This is a genomic window from Comamonas thiooxydans (assembly GCF_002157685.2).
GTDB classification, from domain to species: domain Bacteria; phylum Pseudomonadota; class Gammaproteobacteria; order Burkholderiales; family Burkholderiaceae_C; genus Comamonas; species Comamonas testosteroni_H.
This window is the reverse complement of the sequence record NZ_AP026738.1, coordinates 1,726,685-1,752,826: the sequence shown is the minus strand read 5'-3', so window position 1 is coordinate 1,752,826 and position 26,142 is coordinate 1,726,685. Positions and strand designations below refer to the sequence as shown.

Here is a 26,142-nt window from a genome sequence, read left to right as displayed (position 1 = left end):
AAGCCCTTTCACCCGAGAGCGCTTGGCTTTTTTACGCCGATAACAGGGCGGCCCTTCCCTGTAGATAGAAAGACTCTCTCCATGAACGCAGCTCAAGCAATCATCAACAAGCTCTCCGAATATGACTTCGTGATCGCTATCGACACTTCCGGCTCCATGGGCGAGCCCGTCAAGCGCGGCTCCAGCGTCACACGTTGGCAAGCCGTACAGGAATCGGCAATGGCCATGATCCGCGATGCCCAGCAAATCGATCAAGACGGCCTGGGCCTGGTTCTGTTCGGCAGCAAGGTTGAATCCTTCGACGGCGTGACCGCTGATAAGGCTCGTGAAGTGTTCTCCTCTCACGGTCCGCGCGGCACCACCCCTCTGGCTGAAGCCCTGGATGCGGCGTTTGCGCTGGCTGGTAAGTCCGACAAGAAGGACATGATCATTGTCTTCACCGACGGCGTGCCCGACGACAAGGCTGCAGCGGCCCAACGCATCCTCCAGCAGGCAAACAGCCAAGCCAATGACGACGACTGCACCGTGCTGTTCATCCAGGTGGGCGACGATGCGGCCGCGACGGCCTATCTGAAGTCGCTGGACGACGACCTGAAGGGCGCCAAGTTCGACATCGTGGATGTCAAGACCGTGGCCGAAGCTGATGCGTTCGCCTCCACGGCCGAGCTGGTGGCCGCCGCCATCGAAGACTGATGGTCGACCTGATCCTGCTGATCTTTGTGCTGGCGGTGTTCGCCGCCGGCTTCTGGTGCGGGAAGAAGTACCGCACTGTCGCTGCCATGAAGTCGGCCATTCTGGCCTGGTTCAAGTAAGCAGCTACACGCCCACTCGGAGCGGATCCGGGGTTCAAACGAAAGCCTTGCTAGCAGCGCTTTCGTTTGATTAAAGTGACCCTATGACACGCATAAACACGACCGAAATCTGGGAGCGACACGGCTACAGAGTCGAGCGCATTGAGCAGGTCATGGGCGCACCACAGCGCAATATCTATGGCCCTGACGGTGTGCTGCTGATCGAGGACGCTGAGTACACCCAGGAGACTGAAGCACTGCGCGACCTTGGCTTCATCGAGTGAGCGCGACCACAGCTGCGACAACTTGGCTAGCGTCTATTTTTCGAGGGCACCGTTTAAGGTCATTTAAAAGAGTACTGTGGGACAAGGCAGTCAATCTTGACCAGCCGCCTTAGACCGGAGGTCTATTTGTCAGGTAACCCCATCCCCATCTCCACCCCATCCTTTTTGGACACCTTGAAGCTGATGTTTTTTATTACCGACGGGCTCCCAGCTCCGCAGCAACAAGGCAAACCTCGCGTCCCGAAAGAAAAGAATGAGGAAGAGCAGCAGCAGCAACGCAAGCAGTAGCGAAAAAAAGAGCTACTTTTCTAACTCAGGCTTGTCCCAGATGCCTTGAGCAACCGCCTCAACGCGAGCACACCAGCCACCTCCGGGTGGCTTTTGCTTGCGCCGTTTAAGGTCTTTTAAAAGCGTAATGTGGGTGCATGCAAGTCCTCTTGATTTGCAGCTTTAGACCGGAGGTCTATATGTTCCCACTCCTTGTGTACCAAAGATATGTCGCGTTTTGGCATGACATGTGGTCGATCATCCTTGAGCCCATCTCTGAGCTCCCACCAAGCCCTTCAAGCTTCGATCAAGAGCCTTCAGCAAAGCCAGAAACGCCACCATCCACGCTCGGCTCAGATGCAGCCAACGACAAGCCCTGACTGCCACGCTCACGCCCCAGACTAAGCAGAAAGCCATGATCCTCAGCCACCTTTTCAGGTGGCTTTTCTTTGAGGAAACTGCTGCGGTTTAAGGCCTATTCGAGCATTGCTGACATGGACTTTGAGACCGCCGTTTAAGGTCATTAAAAAGAGTACCGTGGACTCATGTGGCCTATCTTGGACCGCTGCCATAGACCGGAGGTCTATATGTCTTTCATCGACAAAACTATCTTCAGCATCCGCTCCCGATGTCCCGACGTAAAACAGGAAGTCGATTCCCGGAACGTGGCGGATGACGACCGAATCTTTCACACGCCATTTCAAACGGATGCACAGCTGCAGGAGGAGTCACCTGAGCAGATGCTGCGCAAAAAAACGAACCGCCTTTTGCTGCAAGCGGTCCTCAACAAAATCTCTGCCGCTTGAGCAAGCATCTGACCGGAGGTCTATATGTTTTCACTACTTGGCTACAAACGTCAGTCCGAGTTCTGGCGTGATATGTGGGTGATGCTCCTCGAGCCGATTTCAAAGATTCAACCCATCGAACCCAGTCTCGATTCACCACTCGCACCGACGCCAAAAGCCCCACAGCCCAGCTCCGAAACACCTGCTGTCAACGACAAGGCGTGACAGCACCATACGGAGACGCAGCGAGCCCGTAGCTCGCGCGTGTCAGTCTGGAGGTCTATATGTCAGTAAGCCGCATCCCATCTTCATTCCTGAGGGTTTGGAGAACAGTCAAACGAGTCTTCGCCAGAGGTGAGCCACTCCCCAGTTCACCCAACATCGAACAGTGCGGACCTCCTGAAAAAGACAAGAGGAGGCAAGAGGAGAGGCAATCGCGCATGCGCCATAGCTATCGGTACTGGTAGCAAGAGTGCTCGACAGCCCCCACGATTAAGGGCTTCATTTTCAACAGCCACCTTCTAAGGTGGCTTTTTTGTGCCCGGAGATCTTGAGATGTGAGCATTCAGCCAACATGTGGCATACATGCGCCCTCTCCCGCAGGGCTATAGCGGGGCCATCAAGAAAGAGCGCGGCACTGAAAAACTGCAACCGGGCGTGGAGTTTGGCAATCCGAGATGACGCCACCGACAGACCGAAAGCCGGTTGATCCGCTCTTTTTCTTGATGGTGCTGGGGGTCGGCTCCCCGGCTCTTACAAACCAGGCCTGAAAAGGTCTGGCTGGAAAACTGCAAGAGGGTAATCGCACCGGCCACAGGTGCCCATCATGACCACCCCGGGAAAGTAGCGGGGGCTATCTGGCGTGACTGCTCGAGCAGGTACGGCAGCTCAGGAATGGGCCTGGGCTGGCGGCAGTCACGAACTCGGCGCTTTGCGTCGTGGCGACAGTGGTCACGCCAGATGGTTCTACCCTATTTGGTGTAAGTCGAGCTCGCCTTGTTTACCCCAAAAGCGTCAAGCAGAATTCGACGCAATCCACCTGTTACGCCGAGCCTAGGCCCCCCCTCAATCTTTCCCTAGGCATGACTCGAAAGGTCATCGGCCCTCTATTCAAAGCCCGCAGCGCCAGCTCGCGGGCTTTTTCTTTGCCCCAACCACCCTCCACAGGAGTCCTCGTGGAAATCGAGATCGATTTGGACTTGCCCGGCTCATCGTCCAGGCCGTCTGCGCCGAGCGCATCTAGCCAATCGTTGGGTCAATCTGAGCTACTGCACTTTTTGTGTTTCAGTTTGATACATATCAACCGATAACCTCCTATGAACTGAACAGACTCAAGGAGATTTCATTGAAGCGATGCATCATCAAAGTAGCAGGAGCCTGCTACACCGCCCTATTCCCAAGCACATGCGCCGCACTTGAAGATGCCTTGCAACGCTTCCCAAGCGCCACCGCGATATCCGTGAAAGCCGCTTGAGTTCGGTTTGATCTAGCTATTCATCCAACAGCCAACGCCAACTAGCAATCGTGTCTGCGACCGTTGCGCAGTCCCGGCTTAGCCAAATCAATACTGGAATAGCTATGCGTCCATCAACGCTGTCTATCAGCATATCGATCGCCATTTCAGGCTTCATCCTTGTTTCCTGCACGAATGAGGAGAGCCACAAACTTGAGGCCAGGCGAGCTGCCAGGCGGCTGCTTGCCTTTCCTGAGCATGCCGAGTTCAAAGACGTGAAGTTGAGCAAGAACGGCGATGCTGTCTGCGGATTTGTGGGCTTTCGTCAAGGTGAGTTAGCCTCCTATCCAGGCAAGAAACCATTTGTCTATGAACTCAACACGCACACCGCAAGCCTTGTGGAAATGCTTCAGGACAAGGACTTCAAGAACTTTATAGAGGACAGGCTCGAAAGCGAAGATGAAGTTGCCAAAGTAAAAAACTTGATCAAGACCTGCCGCGGGCAATCTCTATGGCAGACGAGCTGCTCTCCTGCACTTGATATCAAGAAGCACGCTCTCTGCACCTACGTTGAGCCTCCCACATTGCTTTAGCGATGCCAAAAAGCCAGCCTTAACACCTGCTCGGGGTTACCGGGCTTCGGAGCGAGAAGGGTGCAGTTCCTCTCCTCTAGCCTCCCATCAAGGCTATAGCGAGGCCATCACGGTATCGCGGTCCGCGCGCCAACATGCCTCGCAAAGAATTGCGCAGCAGCGGTCGGCTGACTGGGAAATTATTCGAGTAGCATCCACATTGGGCCCAGCTATTCGGACGTAGGTGGAGCCTCTTTCGCCACCCACAAGGTGGCTTTTTTTTGTCCTGAGTTCGGGACCATCCGGCGTGACTGCTCAAGCAGGTACGGCAACTCAGGAATTCGCCTGGGCTGGCGACAATTGGGAGCGCGGCGTGGCTTCAGCGTCTTGAGCGAAAGTGGTCACGCCAGATGAGGGAGAGCCTGTTTATGAGCCCCCGCACATCTTGATTCCGTCACTCTCTTTGGGCAAAATTTGCAGCACGTACCTGTTTTGCCGGGCCTGGGGTCACAGACTCCTTTCACTTCCTCAACTTGCCCAGGCATGACCAAATAGGTCACCGGCTTTTTATTCGCGCCCGCAGCAACTGCTTGCGGGCTTTTTCTTTTTCAAGGCAGCTCATCGCGCAAAACAAGCGCCTAACGTCACTGCAGCAGTCTCACGAGCGAACCGAGAGCTACTCTGTTTGGTGTAAGACGAGCTCCTATTGATCACCCTAAAAGCATCATGCAGAATTCGACGCCATCTACCTGTTATGCCGGGCCTGGGATATCTCCTCCCTCCCTTACTGACCTATCTCCCCAGGCAGGACTCAAAAGGGTCACCGGCTCTTTATTCAAGCCCGCAACAACCGCTAGCGGGCTTTTCTTTGTCCGCCAAAGATTTCTCTAGCCGTCGCAAGCCGAAGAAGAGTAGTGCACGCAGCATTTAGCTTGGCAACCTCATCAAAGAAAGACGACAGCCGCGAAGGGAGGGTGCACCGTTCGAGATTCCGCAGATATCACAAGTTGAATCAAAGGTATCCAATCGCTCAATCTGTAAGCGCCTACATACCTACTTACATCTGCCAGTTACAACAAGACGGACTCACAAAGAAACGTCAGCTCGCAGGTTCTGCGGCCAGTCTCTGAGATGTAGGGAGTGTCCTCATGAAGAAAGTTAATCCTGCTGCCAAGCACGCAAACCGAGCCTATGTACGCATGCATACATATGTGACGAAACATTTTGACTGGGATCTCTTCACCAAGGACTACCGCGTAGTCCTGAACACCGATGAGGACGGAGGCGTCACGCTTTACATCGTCAAAGTCTTCGACAAGAACGGCCAGTTGGCTGCATTAGGGCCAAAGATTCCTAACCAGATTACGTTCTCGTACCGCCAGGCGCCCATCATGTCGGTATGGACTGAGTTTTTCAACGACGGCAAATTCACCTGGCGCAATATCTCGTGCCGCTAGATGCGACAGCAGTCACGCCAGGTGGCAAGTCAGATTCATTTCTTTCCACCACCGACAAGGTAGACATTGCCCTCAGTCACTTTGTTGAGAAGCTCGCGATACGCATTCACCAAGTGATCGCGGCCAAGCCTGAATTCGGGATCCGTTCTATCAGGTCCGTCCTGATGCTTGGCATCCAGCTGCGCAGCACGCAGCTCTCTCGCCGCTTGATGCGCGGTCTCGCGCGGTAGCGCCTTGACGACTGCCGTCAAGATCATCGACAGCGCAGCGAATGCGCCAGATTCCTCCTGGGTCATGAAGCACCTCCAGTCTGATGACCCATTTTAGTTTCCAGCCGAGCCTGGGGTTTATCTCCCCCCTCCCTCTCTGAACCATTCCTCAGGCAGACCCGAAAGGTCACCGGCTCTTTATCTAAGCCCGCAGCAATCGCTAGCGGGCTTTTTCTTTGCCCAAACCACCCTCCACAGGAGTCCCCATGGAAATCAAGATCGATTTGGACCTGCCCAGCATCATCGCCCAGGCCGTCAGCGCCGAGCGCATCCAGCCCCTGGTAAACAAAGCCATTGCCGAAGCTGTCGGTGCCGCCATCCGGGACGCTACCGACTATTCCAGCCCGTTCCGCAAGGCGCTTGAAACCCAGCTCAAGGACGCCATGCCCCACGGGCTGGCAATTGATGATGTGGCGAAGTTCCAGCTCATGGCCAATAGCGCAGTCACGGAGGCCGTCATGGGCGCGAACGCTGAAACCATCAAGACAGCTATCGCTCAAGGCCTGAAAAGCTCCATCCCGGACGTGCCAGAGCGCATCAAGCTGTCCGAGTTGGTTGGGAAGGCGCGCGAAGCCTTTCACAAGGAGCGGCATGAAGCCTTCTATGCTCACTACGAACCAAGCGAGTATGGCGGCGGCTGGCTTTCGCTTGATAGCGATGAAAGCACTAGCAGCAAATACAGCGCCGACATGCGACTGTCCATCAACAAAAACGGCGAGGTCTATTCGCTGAAACTAGACGGCCGCGACATCACGCCCAAGAGCATTCCCGATGCTGCGGGCAGGTTTGACGGCCTTCTGCTTGCGCTCTACGTTGGCCGCAGCTCTATCGAGCTTGACATGGACGCGGACGAAGTTGAAAGCGCCGCCGGCGAGCAATGGGATTGAGGGCCGCGCGATGAATCCATACAGCAACCATCAGCCCGTCGATGAAGACCTGGTTCAGCGCCTGCGCGAGAAGGGAGGCCTGTGAAATGGCCACGCATCTACACCATCGCCCTCGTGCTGCTGATAGCCGCCCTGCTCCTGATCGCCCCGACCCTGGAACAAAGCTGCTGCTCGCGGCGCAATGGGCACTCACCGGCTTCGGCCTCTTCTGCCTGGTCGGCGCGGCCGTAGTCATCGCACTCACGCCGGAAGCCTGGCCCCTCTGAGCAGCAGGCACTTAATTGAACAGGAGATCCTCATGCTGAAGACGATTGTTGACTCCCTGCTGGTCATCGTTGGCGCCCTGCTTCTCGCAGCCTGGCTGTCTGCGCCTGATGCCCAAGCCGATGAACCCAAAACCTTCACCCAAAGCCTGCGCGATGAGTTCGCCTGCCCGGGCATGCATGCCGAGTGGCTGGACGAGAAGACCGTGCAATGCCTGAAAGAGCAACCTTAGATTGGGCATGACATGACCTTTTTGCAGGAAGTCTTTTCGCTCTTCTTGCGCATAAGGATAGAGAATAGGCATTGAAAAATTCATTGCAATAGTCTGTCTTCAGACAGAGCTTTTGCCTTCGCTACGCAGACGTCCATTGGAGGTCATCAACATGCGAGCTCTAAGGCGCCAAAGGGTGCAATAGCGGCCGTTGCGTTCGCATCCATCAACATAGACTGAAGCGTATGGCAAAGCCACCAATCCAGCTTGAGTACCTACCCAAGAGGCGAAGCAGCAGGAACCACCTCCTCTGGAGGGCAGGATTCTTCTTGAGCGCCTCGGCGGTTCTGCTGACTTGCCTGGTCATGGGAGGCTGTAAGCCCGAATCGGGAAAGAAGTTTGAGGAAACAACTGCTGCATTCAAAAATTCAGCGCTTAGCGCCTGGCATTGCCCAGGAATGACAGCCATTTGGGTCAGCGAAAATATTGTGAAGTGCGTCAAAGAAGAGCGTTGAGCTCGACAATTTAAAAATGCAAAAAGCCCACACCTTTACAGATGTGGGCTTTTTTACGCCAAGTAAAAATTACTTGCGTGTGTTGGCTAGAGATACAGAGATAACTCGACCACCCAATGACTGATCATTCAGGGAGTCGATCGCTATTTTTGCTTGGGCAGCAGTGCCCATTTCAACAAAGCCGAAGCCGCGCGATTGACCTGTATTTCGATCCATTATGACTTCAGAGGAAATAACATCCCCACAGCTTGAAAAATGTGATTTTAGTGTTTCGCGATCGATGCCATAGCCAAGATTGGAGACGTAGAGATTGCTTTGCATACAGTACCTTCTAAATGAATTTCGCTACTTATTTTTCAGAGCGAAAGATGATTCCCAAGAGAACCACGAGAGTGCTTTGGTGAAGATTAGTCAGTAGCCAAAGCTTCTACTGAGGGTTGAAAAATGATGCAGCTCAATTCAGCTGGTGGCCAAGCACCATGCTCCGGCCTTCAGCCAAAGCATATTTAGAGGCAAGCGACTCATCAGAAAAATGCGGGATAAACCGAAAGATTCGGTCATAAGTACCACGACGAATAGAGACAGCAGCAGTGAATTGACCACTTGCGTCAGTCTGGGTGAGAGGTGTGACCACGTAGCGGCCAATCTGCTCTGTAGTGTTTTTGTGCAGCATGAAAGCGAACGATCGCACGCACGATTGCGCAGACCGTCAAATGAGATAGGGAAGGCCCGTGCTAAGTGCAGGGGGCAACGCAGATCCGCGAGGATGTTCAGGATCTGGGAAGTTCGCCTAGAGGGGTGTGACCACCGCGTGCTTTGCTAGAAGAGCGGCTACCTGCGGCCAAGGGGCGGCATTGGTGTCAGACAGGCACTGTTGGGGCGAACGGCCTTAACAGCGAGTGAGGCCAGTATAGGTGAACCGAAAGACCTTTGGTTGGAAATCTTCCGCTCTCCCGGCCTGACGTCCCTCACATCAAAGCCTTCAAAAAATAAATTGATAGACCACTAAGGATTAACCATGTACTGTGGGCCTAGCGTTCGGATATTTACAGAGAGCCTCACCAATGACCAAAACTAAAAAATCAACCGTTCACCATGTCGTGGAGGCCAAGCGATGGGAGCTCAGTCGCGAAAAAGAGCGCATCACCTACCCTCCGGAACATGCCGGCCCGGTGCAAATGGAATGGCGCAAGCGAGAAAACTACTCCGCCACCGACCTCGACTACCGAGGCCGCAGCAAGATTTAGAGAGCCTCCACAGAATTGCCTTTGCCCGCCATTGAGCGGGCTTTTTTATGAGTATCACCAGCATGACAAATACCACCACCGACAAGCGCTGCGGAAGCTGCGGCGCGCCTCTTCCTGAAGACTTCAAAGAAGAGCAAGGTCAACCACTTCCTTGCGGCCACTAACGGCCTCCACTCTCTCCACTTCAGAGCCCGCCAATCAGCGGGCTTTTTCTATTTCTGGAGTTCAGATGTTCAAGAGCATGATCATTTACCGCATTGCCAAGAGCTGGCAAGGCGATCTGCAGGCGCTGGAGGATGCCCTGCAAAAGACAGTCTTTGAGGAGTGCGGCGCCACACAGGAGCGTTCCGTGGGCTGGGTTCCGCCGCGTGGCGAGGCTCATGGCCCGCTGGTCGAATCCGTGGCCGGCCAATGGGTGATGCGCTTCATGACCGAGGCCAAGGTGCTGCCGGCCAGCGTACTCAATCGCAAGGTCAACGAGAAGGCCGAGCACATCGAAAAGACCGAAGGCCGCAAGCCCGGCAAGAAGGAAAAGCGCGACCTCAAGGACGAGGCCAAGCTGGACCTGCTACCCATGGCCTTCACCAAGCAAGGCAGCATGTGGGTCTGGATTGACCCCCAGGCGCGCACGCTGGTGCTCGATACCAGTGCGCAAGGTCGTGCCGACGAGGTGGTAACGCTGCTGGTCGAAGGCCTGCCCGGCTTTGCCCTGGCCCTGCTGGACACCCAGACCAGCCCGCAGGCCGCCATGGCGCATTGGCTGATGACACAGGAGCCGCCCGCCGGCTTCAGCGCTGACCGCGAGACAGAACTGAAAGCATGCGACGAGTCCAAGGCCATCGTGCGCTACGCCCGCCACCCGCTGGATATTGATGAGGTCCGCAAGCACATCGAGCAAGGCAAGCTGCCCACCAAGCTGGCGATGACCTGGGACGACCGTGTGAGCTTTGTCCTGACAGAAGGCCTGCAGATCAAGAACATCGCGCTGCTGGATGCAGTCATGGACGGCAACAGCAAGGACGACAGCGGCTTCGACACCGATGTGGCCATTGCCACCGGCGAGCTGTCGCGCCTGATTCCGGATCTGATCGAAGCACTGGGCGGCGAAGGCCGCACCCGCCTGGGCGACCTGCCCGCATCGCTTCAGAACGCGCCTGCTGCGGAAACTCTGCCAGCAAGCACTGCCAGGACCGCGCCCGCCCCGCACTGCGAAGCTGCTGGCGACGGTCCGGACCCGCTCTATGCCGAGGCCGTTGAACTGGTGCGCAAGGACCGGAAGCCAAGCATCTCCTATGTGCAGCGCAAGCTGTTGATTGGCTACAACCGGGCCGCCGCCTTGCTGGAGCGCATGCAGGCCGAGGGACTGGTGTCGCGCATGGATGGCAGCGGCAAGCGCACGCTTTTGACGCCGCCCGCCTAGGAGTCCAGCGCCAGCAAATGACTAGGCTCTATCAACTCACTTACTGCTCAGCAGTGCAAAGAGTAGGCAGTGAAGGCTTAATGGCCAGATCCAGGAAATCAAGAAGGTAGTCGCTTGAGCGTACGGATGATCCTGCCTATTGCTAGCTCTAAATGCCATAGTTGCAAACGTATCAATGCTCACAATTCCTATGTAAGTGTTTGCGTTAAAACGGTTTTTTCCATGAAATGGGCGTACCGTAGGGACAAGGCAATTGGTCAAATAACCTGCCTGTATAGATCCGAAACCTACAGCTCTCAAATCGATTGAGCGGCTTGAACTCTCCAGAGTTCAAGCATGCCCGAAATCGAGCTAAATCAAAGATGGGCAAGACGTGGCGCAGTCAATTGACCATCTAAGTGAGCTTCTGCCTCTTGTGCTTGCTCAAGCCTAGTCCCCTTTCGGAACTGCTTTCTTTTCCACTGAAGCAAAGCGAATCCTTGAGGATTGCTCAACTGACAAGACCGGAGACTTAATGCAACGTGAAGATCTAGCAATCACTATTGCTCCAGCGCCACAGGCGCTGCAACCAGAAATCATCAGTCACTCGATTTCTCACGATGACCATGCACGGTCGCCGAATGTGCCTATGAAAAATAGCGATGTGGACATCGACAATCCGGGCGCAAGGTCAGCGCAACCCTCCAATGATATGCAGCTGGAGGCTGAGCATGGTTGGGATGTATATCCAGATCGGATGGCGTAAGGAGTTTTTATGCATGAACTTTCTCAACGCAAAGTTCACGGCTTCTGGGAAAACCTGAAGTGCATGTGTTTCCCGTGGTCAAAAGCAGAAGCGCCGGAAACGAGCGCATCCCCAAAAACAGAAGGCAATAAGCTAGCCGGCTTTCAACCAGGAAACACTATTGCAGGAATCATGCTGACGCTTGCTATCTTTGGCATGATTGCTGCAGGCTACTTTGCTTACAGGTATGGGGCTTTCTGAAAAGCCTTCATTCTATTTCCAGGGGAATTTGCCATAAATAAGATAGCAAATATCTCCAATCTAGAGGGCCCGCCATCGAGCGGGCTTCTTTATTAGAGCAGGGCTGAGAAGCCTAAATTAGCGACAAGAGCAAGCGCTCAATGCCCATTCTTATTCTTTCAAGCCTGTCCCTGAAGCTCTTTCCCTCTTCCACAAGCCGCGCCAGATCGGACTGCTGCCTGGCCTCTTTAAGAGCCGCAAGATGCAGATCCAGCTTCTCCCGCTGCTTAGTCGCCTGCTCTTGCAATCGCTCTATCTCCGCCTGATCAGACGCCTTTGCGCTCGCTTTCTGTGCACGCTTCATAAGCAGGTCGATATGGTCCAGGCTAGCTTCGGATTCGCGGATGTGTCTGTCAGCCATCTGCTCTATCGTTTCCATCACGACCTCCTTGCAGTGAACCCACTGCCTTGCGAATCCAGCTGGCCTGCCTAAGAGAGCTGACTCCTTAAGAAGGAGCAGGTCAAAACTACCAGCAAGCCTTTCCCGTAAGGTACTGCAACGGACCTACTGATGCCAAGAGATCCGTTGCCATCCTTCAAGCAGCTGCCCGGCAATGCAAAGAGCTGGCTGGAGGTTCAGCTTCAGAAAATCAAGAAGCTTGTCTCTTGAGTTGCTCTTGCGGGAAGAGAGGCGGCAAAAGAAAAAGCTCACGCTTTTGGCGTGAGCCCTTCTTACAGATCGAAGAAGATTATTTGCGTGGACGGGCCAAGGCCACTCCCAGTGCGCGACCGCCAAGCGGCTGGTCATTCAGTGTTTCGATCGCTTTCTGGGCCTGCTCTTGAGTGCCCATTTCAACGAAGCCGAAACCGCGCGAACGGCCAGTGTCACGATCAATGATGACGTCTGCAGCGACCACATCACCGCAGCTGCCGAAATGTGTGCGCAGGGCTTCGCTGTCGATGGAATAGCCGAGATTGGTAACGTAGAGATTGGATTGCATTGTGTTCTTTCAAAGATTGCTCACGCATGTCAGCGATGAGCGGTTACAAGATTGATAAGGGTCAGCGGCGGCGCTTGAAGGCAGGTTTGGCCCCAGTAGCAGCACCAGTACGAGGAGGAAGATGGCGAAAGGTCACGCGCCCTTTGTTCAGGTCGTAGGGCGACATTTCAACGGTCACTTTGTCGCCTGCCAGAACGCGAATACGGTGCTTGCGCATCTTTCCGCCGCTGTAAGCAATGAGCTGATGGCCGTTTTCCAGAGTCACGCGAAATCGCGCATCTGGCAGTACCTCGTCAACTCGGCCCGACATCTCGATTAGTTCTTCTTTAGCCAAAGTGTCTCCTGTGAGTGAAGGATTCAGCCGCTCAGTTCAGCCTTTGGTTCAACACCATGTTTCGCCCTTCAGTCAGGGCATAGTTAGAGGCAAGCGACTCGTTAGAAAACTGGGGAACAAATCGAATGACGCGGTCATATGCACCGCGGCGAATGGAAACGGAAGCCAGAAATTGGCCGCTGGAGCTCGGCTGAGTCAGAGGCGTGACCGCATAGCGGCCAATCTGCTCTGTAATGTTTTTGTGCAGCATGAAACGGACGGCTGCACGCACGATTGCGCAGACCGTCAAATGAGATAGGGAAGGCCCGCTCTGAATGCAGGGGGGCAACGCAGATCCATAAGGATGTTCAGGATCTGGGGGAGTTCGCCTAGAGGGGAGTGACCACCGCGTGCTTTGCAAGAAAGAGCGGCTACCTGCGGCCAAGGGGCGGCATTGGTGTCAGACAGGCGCTGTTGGGGCGAACGGCCTGAACAGCGAGTGAAACCAGTATAGGTGAATTGAAAGACCTTGGAATCACAACATTCAGCCTCACTGAAGGACGCGGTCCTTGGAGGCGGTCGAACGATACCCCTCGAAAAAGAAATCAATAGACCTGTCTGCAGTAAGCCTGTACCGTGAGGCAACTGTTTGGAAATTTAGCGAGAGCCTTGCAATGAGCACAACTAAAAAGTCGGCCGTCCACCATGTTGTGGAGGCCAAGCGATGGGAGCTCAGCCGGGAGAAAGAGCGCATCACCTATCCTCCCGAACATGCCGGCCCTGTACAGATGGACTGGCGCAAGCGCGAGAACTACTCAGCGACCGACCTCGACTATCGCGGCCGAAACAAGACCTAGAGGTCCCTCCACCCAATTGCCATTGCCCGCCTCGTGCGGGCTTTTTTATGAGGAGCAACGAGATGAGCAATACCAATCCAGACAAACGCTGCGGAAGCTGCGGCGCGCCGCTGCCTCAAGACTTCAAAGAGGAGCAAGGTCAGCCACTTCCTTGCGGCCACTGACAACCTCAACCTTCACAACTTTCCGGCCCGCCACTGAGCGGGCTTTTTGCTTTCTGGAGCCCTATGCGAGCAATTGACCTATTCGCCGGCGCAGGCGGATTCAGCACCGGCGCGGCCATGGCCGGCCTGGAAGTAGTCTGGGCGGCCAACCACTGGCCGCTTGCAGTGAGGTACCACGCGGTAAACCATCCAGCCGCAGATCATCTCTGCCAGGATCTGCACCAGGCCGACTGGAGCGAAGTCCCCGCCACAGAAATAATGCTGGCTGCACCCTGCTGCCAGGGCCACAGCAAGGCACGCGGAAAGGCAAGGGGCAATCCCCAGCACGATGCAAGCCGCAGCACCGCCTGGGCAGTTGTCAGCGCCGCCGAATACCTCCGGCCACAGGGCATCGTGGTTGAGAACGTGCCCGAGTTCCTGCAGTGGGAGCTGTTTCCAGCTTGGGAACTCGCAATGCAGAAGCTGGGCTACACGCTGTCCCCTCACATCGTGGATGCAGCAGACCACGGCGTACCACAGCACCGCGTGCGCATGTTCATCGTTGCCACCAAAAGCCGCGCACCACTGGTACTGGATCTGCAGAAGCGCGCCCACGTACCAGCCAGCGCCTTTCTCGACTTTGACTCAGGACACTGGAGCCAGATCGACAAGCCCCGCCGCTCTTGCGCGACCCTGGCACGCGTTGCTGCCGGCCGCGCCGCCCACGGCGACCGCTTTCTGGCGCCCTACTACGGCAGCGGCTCTGGCACCACTGGTCGAAGCCTGCACCGCCCAATCGGCACGGTGACGACAAAGGCGCGCTGGGCTCTGATTGACGGCAGCCGCATGCGCATGCTGACAGTGCCGGAAAGCTGCGCGGCGATGGGGTTCCCGAAAGACTACCAGTTGCCCCCGCAGACGCACCAAGCAATCCACATGCTCGGCAACGCCGTATGTCCGCCTGTTGCGCGCGATGTGATCCGCGCCCTCACTCAACAAATCTAAGCCCGCAGCCGCGGGCTTTTCTCATTCTGGGAGCCACCAATATGAACATGACGCCCTGCGTCCTCGATGCCTGCTGCGGCAGCCGAATGATGTGGTTCGACAAGACCGACTCGCGCGCGGTATTTGTTGACCAGCGCAGCGAAACCATCATCGTGACGGACAACTCGCGGGGAAATGCATCTGGCCAGCGTGTTCTGCGAATTGAGCCCGACTGTCTGATGGACTTCCGCGCGCTGACCTTCCCTGATAGCGCCTTCAAGCTGGTGGCGTTTGATCCACCTCACCTTATTCATGCCGGACCGAAATCATGGCTTGGAGCCAAGTACGGAAAGCTGGGGCCCGACTGGCGCGAAGACCTGCGCCAAGGCTTTGCCGAGTGCTTCCGCGTGCTGGAGCCAGGTGGAACCTTGGTGTTCAAGTGGAACGAAACGCAGGTGAAAGTGAAAGAAGTCCTAGCCCTGACATCTGAAAAGCCTTTGTTCGGCCAAGTCAGTGGCCGCTCGGGAATGACTCACTGGCTCGTATTCATGAAGGCGGCAGCCTAGGAAGGAGCGCAGCAAGCATGAGCCGACGAGCCCGCGACCGAGGCGACAAGCGCGACAGATGGCGCGAACCTATCAACCACCCCGAGCCCCGCTGATGCGGGGCTTTTTTATGGAATTAATGATCATGAGCACGTTCTTAACTCCAGATGAAATCAGGGAACTCACCGGCATCGCGCGCGGCAAGGCGGGGAAGACCCGCGAAATGCTTCAGGCAGCCGCCCTGCGCACCATGAAGATTCCGTTTTATCTCAACGCTGTGGGTCGGCCTATCGTTACCCGTCACTCTATTGAAGGCCAGGCCATTCCAGAGGTCAGCACCGCAACATGGGAGCCAGCGTTTAGCCATGGTTAAAGCAATGCCCAACTTCCGGGCCCGCAAACAGAAGTCCGGCACAACCTACTACTACTTCGACACCGGTACCAAGCCGCGCAAAGAGATCCCTCTGGGCAGCGATTACCGAGTCGCTGTGCAGAAATGGCTTGAACTCTCTGCAATGCCTGCCCGGCCCGTCGCCGAGAACTTCGCTGAGCTGGCCGACAAATACGAGGCCGAGGTCATTCCCCTCAAAGCCAAGTCCACGCAGGCCACCCAAATGGGTGATCTGAAGAAGCTTCGCACCTTCTTCTGCAACCCGACGCCGGCCCCGCTGAATGCAATCAAGCCCAAGCACATCTATCTGCTGCTGCAATGGGCAAAGGACACACCCACCACAGCCAACCGGCTCAAGCGCGTGTTCTCACACATGTTCAACATGGCCCGGGCCTGGGGTTGGACGGAGAACGAGAACCCTTGCACGGGCATTGAAGGCCACTCGCTTGGCAAGCGCGAGGTCTACATCTCCGATGAGGTCTATCGCCTAGTCTACGAGCATGGCAATGTGGCATTGAAGGACGCGATGGACCTGGCCTATCTGACTGGCCAGCGGCCCGGCGATACCCTGTCCCTTACCGAGCACGACATCATTGACGGCTACCTCGTAATCAAGCAGAGCAAGACCTCCGCGGCGCTTCGATTCATCATCGAAGGCGAGCTCAAGGCCCTGCTGAATCGTATCGAGGGGCGAAAGCGATCACACAAGACTTGGAGCGCAAATCTGCTGGTCAGCCAATACGGCAAAGCCATGTCCAAGCAAATGCTTCGCAAAGCGTTTGAGACTGCGCGATCTGACGCCGCCGACGAGGCTGACAAGTCAGGCAACGCCGCGCTGGCCGCGCAGATCCGCGCCTTCTGGTTCTACGATTTGCGCGCAAAGGCCGCTGACGATGTTGCCGACGAACGCGGAGAGCTGGCTGCGTCCAAGCAATTGGGGCACACGTCTGTGCAGACAACCAAGCGCCACTACCTGCGCCGAGGCACTAGGGTTCAAGCTACAAAATAGAGAAATTCTTGCTCCGCAAAGGCTTTAGCTGCAACACGTTTGCGCCATTTAAAAACTGTTTAAACATACAGCAAAGCGGAGCAAAAAACCTCGGGAAACCCGCTTGTGCGCTTGATTGTTGGGTGAGCTTAGAAGGCTGTTGCCCTATCCAACTGAGCTACGGGCAGTCTGATTGAAGCAACCCAGCATGTGCTGGGTTGTTGGGATATGGTGGACTGCCAGAATTGAACCCGCGTCCATCCCTTATTCTTAGCGGCCCTCAGGGAGACGGTGTGAACTCGGTGCGATTTTTCACCCCACTCACGACACGACAGGGCACCGACAGCGTCTCGTGCAGCACGCATACCCGTGGTTGTATTGCCGAAAGTCGAGCCTCAATGGCATGTGATTGCGGGCTATTTGCATCAAATTGCACATGAATTTCTGAATTCCGAGCCCAATTTCAGGCTACATTAACGGTCTTCGGAGCGTAGCGCAGCCTGGTAGCGCATCTGCTTTGGGAGCAGAGGGTCGCGAGTTCGAATCCCGCCGCTCCGACCAAATGGCAAGGGGTTAGATCGAAAGGTCTAACCCCTTTTGTCTATCCACACTTACGCCCCCATAGACTTTAAAGCGCGGCCATCTACTTGTAACTTGAATAGACTGAATCCATGCTCGCTCCCCGCTTCTGCCTTATCGTCGGCATCTCAGACAGCGGCACCCTGACCACCCGATACGGAGACCAGGGCAATACGAACGGATCAAGGCAAGACTGCAGGCATTGACGCCCCTGAGCACAAGCAGCCGTAAGGAGGGCTCGCCCGGCAAGTAGCTGACATTTCAGAGAGAGAGAGAGAGAGAGAGAGGCTGAGCTGCGCAGCACCAAGACAGACCGATCCAGGCGACAGGTCTGCTCTGTTTAGGTAACGCCTGCATTGGCACCCAAGAGACCACGCACACCCGATGCCCGTGAGCAGTCGCCACAATAACACAGGCTGTCCAGATTCCGCTTCCCGCAGGAAGCCAATGATCTGTTCTTCTGTAAATCTCTTTTTCACGTCCAATCTCCTATCTTCGGGATGGGGGACGCTACTCAAATCCGGGGGAGCGTCGAGTCCGCCGGCAGCTTGGGATCAGGCTTGTGCATGCGACTCATCAGGGATGGGTGAGTCAGCATTGATGAAACATGGTGCAGCTCTCCACGAGTGCACTCAATGCAAGGTCTGAGCGCGCCCTGACCGGCTGCGCCCGCGACTACATCACAGAAGACCCCCCCAGATAGCTGCTTGTGGTCACCATCAAGGACTGGCTTGTGTATTTCAAGCTAGGCACTGCAAAGCTGAAGTGTTCCGCTGCACCTTTTTGACAGCCTAGCGCAAGGCAGTGATCGACCCAGAGCAGTTACTTTGAAACATGCGCCAAAGATTAGCCATAGATCTCCTTTATATCCCTCTAAGTCAAGAGGCGCTTTGGTTCTTCATTCTCGTAAGCTAAGCAGTAACTGCCTGATGATCGAATGTGCTCTCACTCGCTTGTTCACAAGCCGATTCGATGATGCGGCCTTTGCCTGCGTTCTTTGCCAGGTACATAGCCTCATCAGCACGCTCTAACAACGAGTCGCAGGACTCTTTTTCGCCCTCATAGTAGGCAATGCCAATGCTGCACCCGACCATTGCGGTATGACCGTCCTCAACCGCAATGGGAACCTGCACCATGTCCAAACAGCGCTGCATGGTTTGCACGGCATTTTCGTGATTGCCTCGCCCAGTCAACACCACCACGAACTCGTCGCCACCCAGCCGGGCTACACAGTCATGGGTGCGCACTGCACTTGTTAATCGTTCGGCGACTGTCTTCAGCACGATGTCACCTGCATCGTGCCCGTAGGTGTCGTTGACACTCTTAAAGCCATCCAAGTCTATAAAACATACTGCAACTGTGCCTTGGTCTCGATCCGCAAGCGCAATGAATTGCTGCATTTGCTTGTTGATGAAGCGACGATTGGCGAGGCCCGTCAAGGCATCATGCGTTGCTTGGTACTCAATCTCTTGCTGGCGCTTTTTGTGAGCTTCTACATCTACGAAAATCCACACCGAATCAGTATCAGTGATCTGCGCTGCATTGGCATCAACCCAGAATGCGTGCCCGTTGCAATGCTGCAGTTGCACCTCGGTGCGAAAACGCCTGTTGTGGCCGAGAGCCTCACTGGACAGTCTCCCCATCCGTTCATATGTCTCGTTGTCAGGGTAGATGCAGCGTTTGGATTGCTGGAGTAACTCGGAAACGCGCTTGCCCAACATGCGTGCCATGGCCTTGTTGGCCCAGAGTATTTTCCGATCACGGACCTTAATCATGCCGATCAGGTCGTTCTCCACAAAGAAGTTTTGCTCTTTCAGCAGCTGTGCGTTCTGAAGTTTGGCAGCCAGTTCTCGCTGCTGATGCACAAACAAGCTGCCTGCACCAAACGCCATAAGCAACACACAAAATGCGGTCAAACTCCAAACGGCCACGACTTCGTTGCGCCAAGGCTGAAGGTAGCTTTCAGTACCAATACCTGTGTACACCGTCAACGAATAGGGTGTTGACAGACTTTGATAGGCAGTGATTCGCTCTATGCCATCCAGCGCAGTGGGCGTGACGTACCAGCCATGCTCTGGGTTGAGTCGTCGCGTTTCCTTGAGCGCCAACGATGTCAAAGTGCCGCCAACACCTGCCGTCGATGTGGGATCCGCAGCGGAGTAACGCGCCACCAAGCGGCCCTCAGCAGAGCGCAAAGTGGTTGCGCTATCTTCACCAGGAGTTAACTTCTCAAACAGTTTGCGGAAATGCTCGACCTCCAAAACCACAAAGACTGCGCCCTTGAACGTCCCATCGGGAGCCTCCAGCTTGCGACTCAGGACCACGCTCCATTCCTTGAAGGAATGACTGATCAATGGCTCCGAGATCACCATTTGAGCTGAGCGCTTTAGGGTACCGAAGTACTCCCGCTCATTGATCGAAAAGGGATGCTCGCCAGGCAGAAGGCCCAGGCGAACCATGCCAGCTTCATCGGCCACGCGCACAGCCTTGGAGAAAGGCAGCAACGCGCGCTGATTGACAACGGCATTCTCAAACTCCCGCGTGCTGGATCCAGTCTCTTGGAATTCGTGAGCAATCGTCGCCAGAGCGTTATCGATAAGCCTCATCTCGGTGTTTAACTCGTAGCTCAACACGCGAGCTTGGTTCACCGCTGCATCCACTCCCCGCTGAACGTGATAGTCATACGACTCGTTCAAATTATGCCAAGTGATTGCTATCAATATTGAAGCAATAAATAAAACCCCCGCAACGGTCTTTAGCAAAAGCTGTCTGGACTGGATAAGACTCTCAACTAAGCCATTTATCAGCTGGTCAATGAAGCTGACTTTCTTCTTGTATGGGGCGCGAATACTCAACATGAATTCCGTTGCGTCAGGAAAAGCTCACGCAGCGAGTAGAGCATAGGCCCCATTAACCTTCTAAATCGATGTAAGTAATTGCCAATTGCACGTCAATTAACTTGAAGCCTGGGCTTGTTGAACAACAACGACGGCTTTTGTTAGGCATCTGCTTTCGACAAGCCTATGTGACTGCTTCTGGCCGTTTCCAGTTGGACGCCATGGCACAGCCACCCGCTCTGAGACAATCGTGCCATGACCGATGAATCGCCAATCCACACCGTCCACAAGCGCGTTTGCCAAACCTTCCTGAGGCACTGGAAGGCCCACAACAATGCCTACCCCAAGCTCATCAAACTGCCACCGGATGAACTAAGGCAGTTCAATCACGTCAACTCCTTCGGCAAGCCCAATGAGTTGTGGGGAGTCCCAATTGAAATCGCCCCCAACACCACGGGCGTGATGATTGCGGTCGATGGGACGGAAATGCCTTTGGTTGAAGGCTACTAAGGGAGCGCGCGGCCTTGGCTCCTCCTCTGTCACGCTCCTTCACACAAAGGAACTGAGATAGGTGAGATCTATGCGTTTTAAGATCCAGCTCTTCCTGCTTGCAGCGTCGTCTCATGCTCGACTAAGCTGCGTAGTAGTAGCCAAGGCTACAGTCCTATCAAGCAGAGGAGCCTTGCTCAGATCGAGGGGTTGAGACTTATGCAGCTGAGTTGGGCCGGCGTCGACCATTGGGTAGTCTCCTTAGGCTGTGGTCTGCTTATCGGTCTCGTGAGTGAGCGTCGCAGGAGTGAGCACGAGAGCATCGCTGGAACTCGTACCCATGCCATAGCAGCGTTGCTTGGTTGCGCGGCCTGGTGGCTAGGCGTGCTGCCCTTTGCTGCAGTACTCCTGTTGGTCGGGGCACTGACCGTTGCTGCCTACTGGCAATCAGCCCCCAATGACCCAGGCCTGACCAGTGAAGTGACTCTACTTTTTTCGTTAACTCTGGGCGCTCTATCGCACAAGAGCCCTACCTTGACTGCAGCTCTGGGCATTCTTTGCGCCTTACTGGTGCATTCAAAAGGACCAATACAGCGCTGGAGTCGTGAGTTACTCAGAGAGAATGAGTTGAGGGACGGCCTTCTGCTGGGCGCTGCGGCGCTGGTCGTGATGCCACTTCTGCCGCAGGCGCCTGTAGATCCATGGGATGTACTAAGCCTCGCAGCCCTTTGGAAAGTGGTTGTGCTGTTCATGGCTGTCGGTATGCTGGGCCACATACTTACCCGAATGCTGGGCCCACACTGGGGCCTACCTGTGACCGGATTCTTTTCTGGATTTGTGTCCTCTACTGCGGCTATAGCCAGCCTTGGCCAGCTGGCCAAGTCCGACGAACATCAGCAGGCGCAGGCCTTTGGCTGTGCCATGTTGGCTCAGTTGGCCTCGCTATGCCTGTTCATAGCGATTCTCTCGACAACATCCATAGCTCTGATGCTGTCTATGGCACTCCCTCTACTCGTTGCAGCTCTCTGCCTTGTGTTGGCTGCAGCCACAGGATTGCTGAATCGACAAAAAACTTCCACGCAAACTAAATTTGAGACCGAACGGGTATTTAAGCTCTCAACTGCATTGCTGATTGCCGGCACCATTGCGTTGATGTTAGTTTTAGGCGCCTGGCTCCAGCATATCTTTGGCAGCACTGGCGTGCTGGTCGCGGCAGCATTTGCAGCGTTGGCCGAACTTCATGCCGCTGCTGCTAGCTTAGGGCAGCTTTTTGCGTCAGGTAGTTTGCCCCTGCCCACCGCTCAGTGGGGATTGCTTGTGATTCTTGCATCCAGTGCAATCGCCAAATCAGTACTGGCGTTCGCCGTCGGAGGGGTTAAATATGGAACACGAATCAGCCTGGGACTAGCCTCTATGGTGACAGGTGCAGGCCTGTCACTGCTATGGATTGGCTAATACGAACTCCCCATCAGCGATGGAATCCTTGATGATTGCAGTCGGTAGAACGTAAATGCCTTTGATGGAAGGCTATTGAGATGGCCCTCCGCAGCGGTGAGAGCATACAAAAAGTCCGCCAAGGCGAGCCTGATTGCGGGACGCGAAGGCGTTTCTAGCGCTTCATCTGATCACAGGTGCTTTTTTGTTTTGCCGGGGTCATGGTGCCCCATTTCTTCTTGAAGTCGGATGCGTAACCAGCATACATCTTGTCGTAGCTGGCGGGAGCAACACCAAGATCCTTGATGGCCGCGCCGCGTTGCTTGATGCGGCCAGTCTCCACATCCTGGGAACTCATGTGCCCACAAGCCAAAGCGAGTTCATTCATGTTTGCGGCCATGTTGATGGTTCCTGAAGCTATGGCTGCTTTTGCCTCATCGGCATGTGCAGAAAAAGCCATGCCTGCCGACAGCAATGTAGCCAAGATCATCAGTGCAGCTTTCATGAGCATTCATCTCCTTTGAGTGTGAGCAAGGATCGTACTGACTTCATCGTGCGCGGCTACCCCTCTTTAGGGGGGATATGGTGACATCTGCGACCTGACTGCCACGTTGGAATGCAGAAAATACCTAATTGAATCAATCTTCCCTGCAACAAACCCCACGCAGGAAGAATGATCCACCCAAAGTCCGATCCGTCACCTCCCAAGCAGCTACCTGCGACTGGCAGCGCTGCAGAAGCGCCCTATTAGTGACTACCTGTCTAGCAGCATATAGGCCGGATGACCCACCTGATCTCTGCCACTCGCAGGTAGGCGTGGAGGCCGCACGAAGACGGCACGGGTTCAAAGTTGGCCGATGGCTTGAAGGCTCGCCCGCCCTCCTACGCCAGATGATGCCGCAACACGCGCAAGACTACGCAAGCAGCGCCAACCCCTGAGCGGCATCAGGGCTCAAACCAGAACGTCTTGAGTCTTGATTCAGGGCGTTGCGGTTTGTCTGATCATGGCACTCGCTATGACTTGATCAGCCTGGAGACGGCGGCTGCGCCAGGTCCTCGATCCTGAGCCAGGTGCTGAATCAGATTGTCCCGATCAGCGGCTGTGCGCTGCTGGGATAAGAATCGCTTGCCGCATAGGTTTTCTATGTCCACCTCGAAGCCGATGAGCCCCGCCGCCACAGCCCCCAGGAACTCGGGATCCGCTTGAGTTGGTGACCATGGCTCTTCCCTCAACTCCTCTTGGGAAAGGGTTAAGGCATCCAGATGCTCGCGCATCCACAGAGCATCATCGATAAATCGAATGCGGCCTTGTGCTTGAACGGCCATGTAGTTCCAGCTTGGGGCATTTCGCCCGCTTCGCTGCCCATTGACATACCACTTGGGAGAGATATAGGCATTCGGACTTTGGAAGATCGCAGTCACTGTCTTGATGCTGCGGCCCTTTGAATACAAGCTATGACTCTTGCTCACGTGTCCGGTGAGCCTTCCCAACGAGCCCGCCTTCACCAACAGCAGTGGCAGCAGATTGATTTCCACCTCGCCTGCACCTTCAGCAATCAGTGTTGCAAGCGGATAGCTCTTCATGACCTTCTGCAACTCACTGACCTCAGAAATGGCAAAAAGCGGCTGTATGTACATACCATGTGGCTTTCATCAAGTGCAGCGATCAGTGTCGAGCATTCAATTGCATCCGAAAGTCACCTCTGCGCCAGTCCTAGTGGCAGCAGTTGTTAAAACCAAAGCCTTGCTTGCAGGGCTTCAGTTTGAGTAAAGTGATCCAATGACACGCATCAACACCACCGAGATATGGGAGCGGCACGGCTACAAAGTCGAGCGCATCGAGCAACCCATGGGCGCGCCCCAACGCAATGTGTATGGGCCTGACGGCGTGCTGCTGATCGAGGACGCTGAGTACACCCAAGAAACAGAAGCACTGCGCGAACTCGGCTTCATTGATTAACCAATACCTGCCCTGAGCGATCTTTCTCTGACCGGCCACCTTTGAGGTGGCTTTTTTGTACCCGGAGATTTTGAGATGCGAGCGTTTAACCAGCATGCGGCATGCATATGCATTTCCCTGCAGGGCTAAGCGGGTCATTCGAAACATATCCGGTTTTCAAACTAGAGCCTTGCATACAGAGCTGCAGTTTGTTTCAATCTCACCTTTATAGCTGCGAAGGAGGCGGCTCGATTTGAAGTTATTGAAGAAACACAAGACCAGTTTGGCAGCGGTAGCTGCTGCCTTTGTATTAGCAGCATGCGGTCAAAAAGTGGAGGTTCCGCCTGCGCACGTTGGCAAGATCATGACCAAAGATGGCTATCAGGACAACCTGATCCCAACCTCCAAGTTCCGTCTGGGCAAGTGCTGGGCCTACTGTGATCGACTAGTCTTGCTGGATGTGTCTGACAAGGCCTATGAAGAGTCCATGAGCATCTTTATCCCCGAAGACAAGCTCAACCTGGATGTGACCATTCGCGCAACCTTGAGCATCAACTCCAAAAAGACGGCAGAGCTTTTTAATGCTGTCGCGCCAAAAGAGGTTTCGGACTATGTGTCCACGATTGCCAATGAGCAGGTGTACCGCACCTATGCCAGCCAGATTATCCAAGCCGAGGTACGCGAATATTTGAGCAAACTGTCGATCAGTGAAATCGCCTCAAGCAACGAGAAAATCAACTCTGACTTGCGCGTACAGCTGGGCAAAGCCATTGAAGCGCTTACACCTTTCTCGGTGCGCTTTGTTGGTATTACCAACCTGCGATATCCAAAGATCATTACAGATGCTCAGGAGTCCGCTGCTGAACGACGCGAAGCTATCCAAAAGGAAGAAGCGCAGCTGGCCATCTCCAAGGCGCAGTTAGAGCGCGAATTGCAGGAAGCTCGTCTGCAACGTGCGATTGACAAGGAAAAGGCAGAAACCGAAGCCATGTCTCAGTCCGTACTGGCTCAATCCGTCGATGCGCGAGTGCTGCAACTGCGCAAGCTGGAAAATGAGCGCGCCTGGATTGAAAAGTGGAATGGCCAGCTCCCCACCACCTCCCTGGGCGATGCCGTTCCAATGGTTAACATTGGCAAATGACCCTGCTCATCAACCTGATCCCACTCTTGATCGCCGCCATAGGCCTTGGCTTGAGCTGGAAGCTTCGTAAGCTATGGGTTGCTGCAGCCACTGCTGTCACCCTATTTCTCTACTTCCAGGCTCAGCCTTCATACATGCCCAAAGGGCAGGTTACACGCTCGGAACCGCCGACCTTCACCGAGTCTGAGGCCAGAATCGAGGATCGCAATAGCAAACCAATGTCCGGGGATGAGCGGGACCAGCGTATGCGAGATGCCGTCAAACAAGGACTGGACTTCAAGCAGTAGCCCTATCTAATCACCAGCAAAGCCACCTACCGGTGGCTTTTTTGTGCACTGAGATCTCGAGATGTGAGCGTATAGCCAGCATGCAGGCATACATGAGCCTTTCCACGCAAGGCTTTAGCGGAGCCATCTGGTGCGACCACTTAAGCAAGTGCGGCAGTTCAGGAATTCGCCTGGGCTGACGTCGATTAGGAGCACGGCGCGGCAGCCGCGTCGTGGCAACAGTGGTCACGCACAGATGGAGCATCACCACTTTTAGGTAAGCAGAATTCGTCTTGTTTGCGTCAAAAGCGTCATGCAGAATTCGACGCAATCCACCTGTTACGCCGGGCCTGGGGTTTGCTCCTCCCCCCTTCTGACCCCTCCCCAGACACGACCCGAAAGGTCACCGGCTCTTTATTCAAGCCCGCAGCAACCGCTCGCGGGCTTTTTCTTTACCTAGAGGAGACCCCATGCATTTCCCCTTCGACAAATTGCTGGTCGCTGCGTAATGGGCGCAAACCGACTTCGGCCTCTTCTGCCTAGTCGGAGCGGTCGTGGTGATGACGCTCACACCAGATGCATGGCCGATGTGAGGCGAGCGGCCACCAATACTGATAGCTACTCGCACTTTCCGTATAAGCGCTACGAAGCAAAACCATGACAAAGCGACTTGAGGGCCTGATCTTGCTCGTTGCTATCTGCGCGAAGACTGGCCTGGCGGCCGTGCCAGATGCCCTAGCCGATGAGCCACAAGGCTTCACCCAGAGCCTGCGCGACGAGCTCGTCTGCCTGGGCACGCATGCCGAGTGGTTGGACGATAAATGGAGCAGTGTCTGAAGGAGGCACCTA

At 55.1% G+C, this 26,142-nt stretch carries 35 protein-coding genes and 1 tRNA gene; 26 read left to right on the top strand and 10 right to left on the bottom strand.

Features of this window, described 5'->3' with window-relative positions; genetic code table 11:
- Positions 1-81: 81 nt before the first annotated feature.
- The 7 genes from CTR2_RS08075 (at position 82) to CTR2_RS08045 (ending at position 5,609) form a co-directional block, all read left to right on the top strand.
- The gene (locus CTR2_RS08075; RefSeq protein ID WP_087085881.1) at positions 82-693 is read left to right on the top strand and encodes a VWA domain-containing protein; all 612 of its coding nucleotides are present in this window, start codon (positions 82-84) and stop codon (positions 691-693) included.
- 202 nt (positions 694-895) lie between these two features.
- Entirely contained in the window at positions 896-1,075 is a 180-nt protein-coding gene (locus CTR2_RS08070) for a hypothetical protein (protein ID WP_003061345.1), read from the top strand.
- 96 nt (positions 1,076-1,171) lie between these two features.
- Positions 1,172-1,363: a hypothetical protein gene (locus tag CTR2_RS08065; RefSeq protein ID WP_003061342.1), complete on the top strand. Its 192-nt coding sequence runs from the start codon at positions 1,172-1,174 to the stop codon at positions 1,361-1,363.
- A 566-nt stretch (positions 1,364-1,929) separates the two neighbouring features.
- Positions 1,930-2,148, top strand: coding sequence for a hypothetical protein (locus tag CTR2_RS08060; RefSeq protein WP_003061337.1), 219 nt, complete (start codon positions 1,930-1,932; stop codon positions 2,146-2,148).
- Positions 2,149-2,172: 24 nt separating this feature from the next.
- Positions 2,173-2,352: a hypothetical protein gene (locus tag CTR2_RS08055; protein ID WP_087085882.1), complete on the top strand. Its 180-nt coding sequence runs from the start codon at positions 2,173-2,175 to the stop codon at positions 2,350-2,352.
- Between the two features lie 1,353 nt (positions 2,353-3,705).
- Positions 3,706-4,173, top strand: coding sequence for a hypothetical protein (locus CTR2_RS08050; RefSeq protein WP_087085883.1), 468 nt, complete (start codon positions 3,706-3,708; stop codon positions 4,171-4,173).
- 1,190 nt (positions 4,174-5,363) lie between these two features.
- Positions 5,364-5,609 carry a hypothetical protein gene (locus CTR2_RS08045; RefSeq protein WP_254913510.1) on the top strand — a complete coding sequence of 82 codons (246 nt, stop codon included), beginning with the start codon at positions 5,364-5,366 and terminating at the stop codon, positions 5,607-5,609.
- Positions 5,610-5,644: 35 nt separating this feature from the next.
- Here the strand turns inward: CTR2_RS08045 and CTR2_RS08040 are convergent, their stop codons facing one another.
- Positions 5,645-5,905: a hypothetical protein gene (locus tag CTR2_RS08040; RefSeq protein ID WP_046462301.1), complete on the bottom strand. Its 261-nt coding sequence runs from the start codon at positions 5,903-5,905 to the stop codon at positions 5,645-5,647.
- Between the two features lie 179 nt (positions 5,906-6,084).
- Between CTR2_RS08040 and CTR2_RS08035 the strand changes: the two genes are divergently transcribed.
- From CTR2_RS08035 to CTR2_RS08025, 3 genes are read left to right on the top strand one after another with little or no spacing between them, the layout of a single operon-like run.
- On the top strand, positions 6,085-6,765 hold the full coding sequence (locus CTR2_RS08035; protein ID WP_046462302.1) for a hypothetical protein: 681 nt from the start codon (positions 6,085-6,087) through the stop codon (positions 6,763-6,765).
- Between the two features lie 41 nt (positions 6,766-6,806).
- Entirely contained in the window at positions 6,807-7,031 is a 225-nt protein-coding gene (locus tag CTR2_RS08030) for a hypothetical protein (protein WP_057091909.1), read from the top strand.
- A gap of 32 nt (positions 7,032-7,063) precedes the next feature.
- A complete protein-coding gene (locus CTR2_RS08025; RefSeq protein WP_003061330.1) occupies positions 7,064-7,261 on the top strand; it encodes a hypothetical protein in 198 nt (65 codons plus the stop codon).
- Positions 7,262-7,824: 563 nt separating this feature from the next.
- On the opposite strand, the gene CTR2_RS08020 is transcribed toward CTR2_RS08025, so the two are convergent.
- Both CTR2_RS08020 and CTR2_RS08015 read right to left on the bottom strand, forming a co-directional pair.
- Entirely contained in the window at positions 7,825-8,076 is a 252-nt protein-coding gene (locus CTR2_RS08020; RefSeq protein ID WP_087085885.1) for an RNA recognition motif domain-containing protein, read from the bottom strand.
- A 133-nt stretch (positions 8,077-8,209) separates the two neighbouring features.
- Positions 8,210-8,428: a hypothetical protein gene (locus CTR2_RS08015; protein ID WP_080554076.1), complete on the bottom strand. Its 219-nt coding sequence runs from the start codon at positions 8,426-8,428 to the stop codon at positions 8,210-8,212.
- Between the two features lie 391 nt (positions 8,429-8,819).
- Here CTR2_RS08015 and CTR2_RS08010 point away from each other — a divergent pair, with 391 nt between their 5' ends.
- The 4 genes from CTR2_RS08010 to CTR2_RS07995 all read left to right on the top strand — a co-directional run bounded on the left by CTR2_RS08010 (position 8,820) and on the right by CTR2_RS07995 (position 11,407).
- On the top strand, positions 8,820-9,002 hold the full coding sequence (locus tag CTR2_RS08010) for a hypothetical protein (protein ID WP_034349191.1): 183 nt from the start codon (positions 8,820-8,822) through the stop codon (positions 9,000-9,002).
- A 229-nt stretch (positions 9,003-9,231) separates the two neighbouring features.
- Complete coding sequence (locus CTR2_RS08005; protein ID WP_087085886.1) at positions 9,232-10,422, top strand: recombination-associated protein RdgC; 1,191 nt, start codon at positions 9,232-9,234, stop codon at positions 10,420-10,422.
- A 514-nt stretch (positions 10,423-10,936) separates the two neighbouring features.
- Entirely contained in the window at positions 10,937-11,167 is a 231-nt protein-coding gene (locus tag CTR2_RS08000; RefSeq protein WP_140401101.1) for a hypothetical protein, read from the top strand.
- 9 nt (positions 11,168-11,176) lie between these two features.
- Positions 11,177-11,407 (top strand): hypothetical protein, encoded by a 231-nt coding sequence (locus CTR2_RS07995; RefSeq protein WP_080944582.1) that lies wholly within the window; start codon positions 11,177-11,179, stop codon positions 11,405-11,407.
- A 112-nt stretch (positions 11,408-11,519) separates the two neighbouring features.
- Here CTR2_RS07995 and CTR2_RS07990 read toward each other — a convergent pair whose 3' ends face one another.
- The 4 genes from CTR2_RS07990 to CTR2_RS07975 form a co-directional block, all read right to left on the bottom strand.
- Positions 11,520-11,825 carry a hypothetical protein gene (locus tag CTR2_RS07990; RefSeq protein WP_057091907.1) on the bottom strand — a complete coding sequence of 102 codons (306 nt, stop codon included), beginning with the start codon at positions 11,823-11,825 and terminating at the stop codon, positions 11,520-11,522.
- Positions 11,826-12,135: 310 nt separating this feature from the next.
- Positions 12,136-12,387, bottom strand: a complete 252-nt coding sequence (locus CTR2_RS07985; RefSeq protein WP_034383899.1) for an RNA recognition motif domain-containing protein — start codon at positions 12,385-12,387, stop codon at positions 12,136-12,138.
- Between the two features lie 61 nt (positions 12,388-12,448).
- Positions 12,449-12,721 (bottom strand): translation initiation factor IF-1, encoded by a 273-nt coding sequence (gene infA, locus CTR2_RS07980; protein ID WP_034383896.1) that lies wholly within the window; start codon positions 12,719-12,721, stop codon positions 12,449-12,451.
- Positions 12,722-12,752: 31 nt separating this feature from the next.
- A complete protein-coding gene (locus CTR2_RS07975) occupies positions 12,753-12,971 on the bottom strand; it encodes a hypothetical protein (protein ID WP_057094605.1) in 219 nt (72 codons plus the stop codon).
- Positions 12,972-13,374: 403 nt separating this feature from the next.
- On the opposite strand from CTR2_RS07975, the gene CTR2_RS07970 reads away from it, so the two are divergent.
- From CTR2_RS07970 to CTR2_RS07945, 6 genes are all read left to right on the top strand, one after another.
- Entirely contained in the window at positions 13,375-13,557 is a 183-nt protein-coding gene (locus tag CTR2_RS07970) for a hypothetical protein (protein WP_003061314.1), read from the top strand.
- A 227-nt stretch (positions 13,558-13,784) separates the two neighbouring features.
- Positions 13,785-14,705: a DNA cytosine methyltransferase gene (locus CTR2_RS07965; RefSeq protein ID WP_087085887.1), complete on the top strand. Its 921-nt coding sequence runs from the start codon at positions 13,785-13,787 to the stop codon at positions 14,703-14,705.
- A 41-nt stretch (positions 14,706-14,746) separates the two neighbouring features.
- Positions 14,747-15,250, top strand: coding sequence for a class I SAM-dependent methyltransferase (locus CTR2_RS07960; protein WP_087085888.1), 504 nt, complete (start codon positions 14,747-14,749; stop codon positions 15,248-15,250).
- A 124-nt stretch (positions 15,251-15,374) separates the two neighbouring features.
- On the top strand, positions 15,375-15,602 hold the full coding sequence (locus tag CTR2_RS07955; protein ID WP_100086377.1) for a DUF4224 domain-containing protein: 228 nt from the start codon (positions 15,375-15,377) through the stop codon (positions 15,600-15,602).
- 4 nt (positions 15,603-15,606) lie between these two features.
- Positions 15,607-16,629, top strand: a complete 1,023-nt coding sequence (locus tag CTR2_RS07950) for a tyrosine-type recombinase/integrase (RefSeq protein ID WP_087085889.1) — start codon at positions 15,607-15,609, stop codon at positions 16,627-16,629.
- A 463-nt stretch (positions 16,630-17,092) separates the two neighbouring features.
- Positions 17,093-17,169: transfer RNA gene (locus tag CTR2_RS07945), tRNA-Pro, on the top strand.
- Between the two features lie 929 nt (positions 17,170-18,098).
- Here the strand turns inward: CTR2_RS07945 and CTR2_RS07940 are convergent.
- Complete coding sequence (locus CTR2_RS07940) at positions 18,099-20,045, bottom strand: bifunctional diguanylate cyclase/phosphodiesterase (RefSeq protein WP_087085890.1); 1,947 nt, start codon at positions 20,043-20,045, stop codon at positions 18,099-18,101.
- Positions 20,046-20,279: 234 nt separating this feature from the next.
- Between CTR2_RS07940 and CTR2_RS07935 the strand changes: the two genes are divergently transcribed.
- Together CTR2_RS07935 and CTR2_RS07930 are read left to right on the top strand one after the other, a co-directional pair.
- Positions 20,280-20,534: a hypothetical protein gene (locus CTR2_RS07935; RefSeq protein WP_087085891.1), complete on the top strand. Its 255-nt coding sequence runs from the start codon at positions 20,280-20,282 to the stop codon at positions 20,532-20,534.
- A 198-nt stretch (positions 20,535-20,732) separates the two neighbouring features.
- Complete coding sequence (locus CTR2_RS07930) at positions 20,733-21,968, top strand: MgtC/SapB family protein (protein ID WP_087085892.1); 1,236 nt, start codon at positions 20,733-20,735, stop codon at positions 21,966-21,968.
- Between the two features lie 154 nt (positions 21,969-22,122).
- Here CTR2_RS07930 and CTR2_RS07925 read toward each other — a convergent pair whose 3' ends face one another.
- Entirely contained in the window at positions 22,123-22,452 is a 330-nt protein-coding gene (locus tag CTR2_RS07925) for a hypothetical protein (RefSeq protein WP_087086088.1), read from the bottom strand.
- A 509-nt stretch (positions 22,453-22,961) separates the two neighbouring features.
- Positions 22,962-23,585: an FMN-binding negative transcriptional regulator gene (locus CTR2_RS07920; protein WP_087085893.1), complete on the bottom strand. Its 624-nt coding sequence runs from the start codon at positions 23,583-23,585 to the stop codon at positions 22,962-22,964.
- Positions 23,586-23,727: 142 nt separating this feature from the next.
- Here CTR2_RS07920 and CTR2_RS07915 point away from each other — a divergent pair, with 142 nt between their 5' ends.
- From CTR2_RS07915 to CTR2_RS07900, 4 genes are all read left to right on the top strand, one after another.
- Entirely contained in the window at positions 23,728-23,907 is a 180-nt protein-coding gene (locus tag CTR2_RS07915; RefSeq protein WP_034407284.1) for a hypothetical protein, read from the top strand.
- A gap of 232 nt (positions 23,908-24,139) precedes the next feature.
- On the top strand, positions 24,140-25,027 hold the full coding sequence (locus tag CTR2_RS07910; RefSeq protein WP_238707791.1) for an SPFH domain-containing protein: 888 nt from the start codon (positions 24,140-24,142) through the stop codon (positions 25,025-25,027).
- Complete coding sequence (locus tag CTR2_RS07905; RefSeq protein WP_087085895.1) at positions 25,024-25,314, top strand: hypothetical protein; 291 nt, start codon at positions 25,024-25,026, stop codon at positions 25,312-25,314. Before CTR2_RS07910 ends, CTR2_RS07905 begins: the two co-directional genes overlap by 4 nt.
- Positions 25,315-25,950: 636 nt before the next feature.
- A complete protein-coding gene (locus CTR2_RS07900; RefSeq protein ID WP_310223612.1) occupies positions 25,951-26,130 on the top strand; it encodes a hypothetical protein in 180 nt (59 codons plus the stop codon).
- Positions 26,131-26,142: the final 12 nt, after the last annotated feature.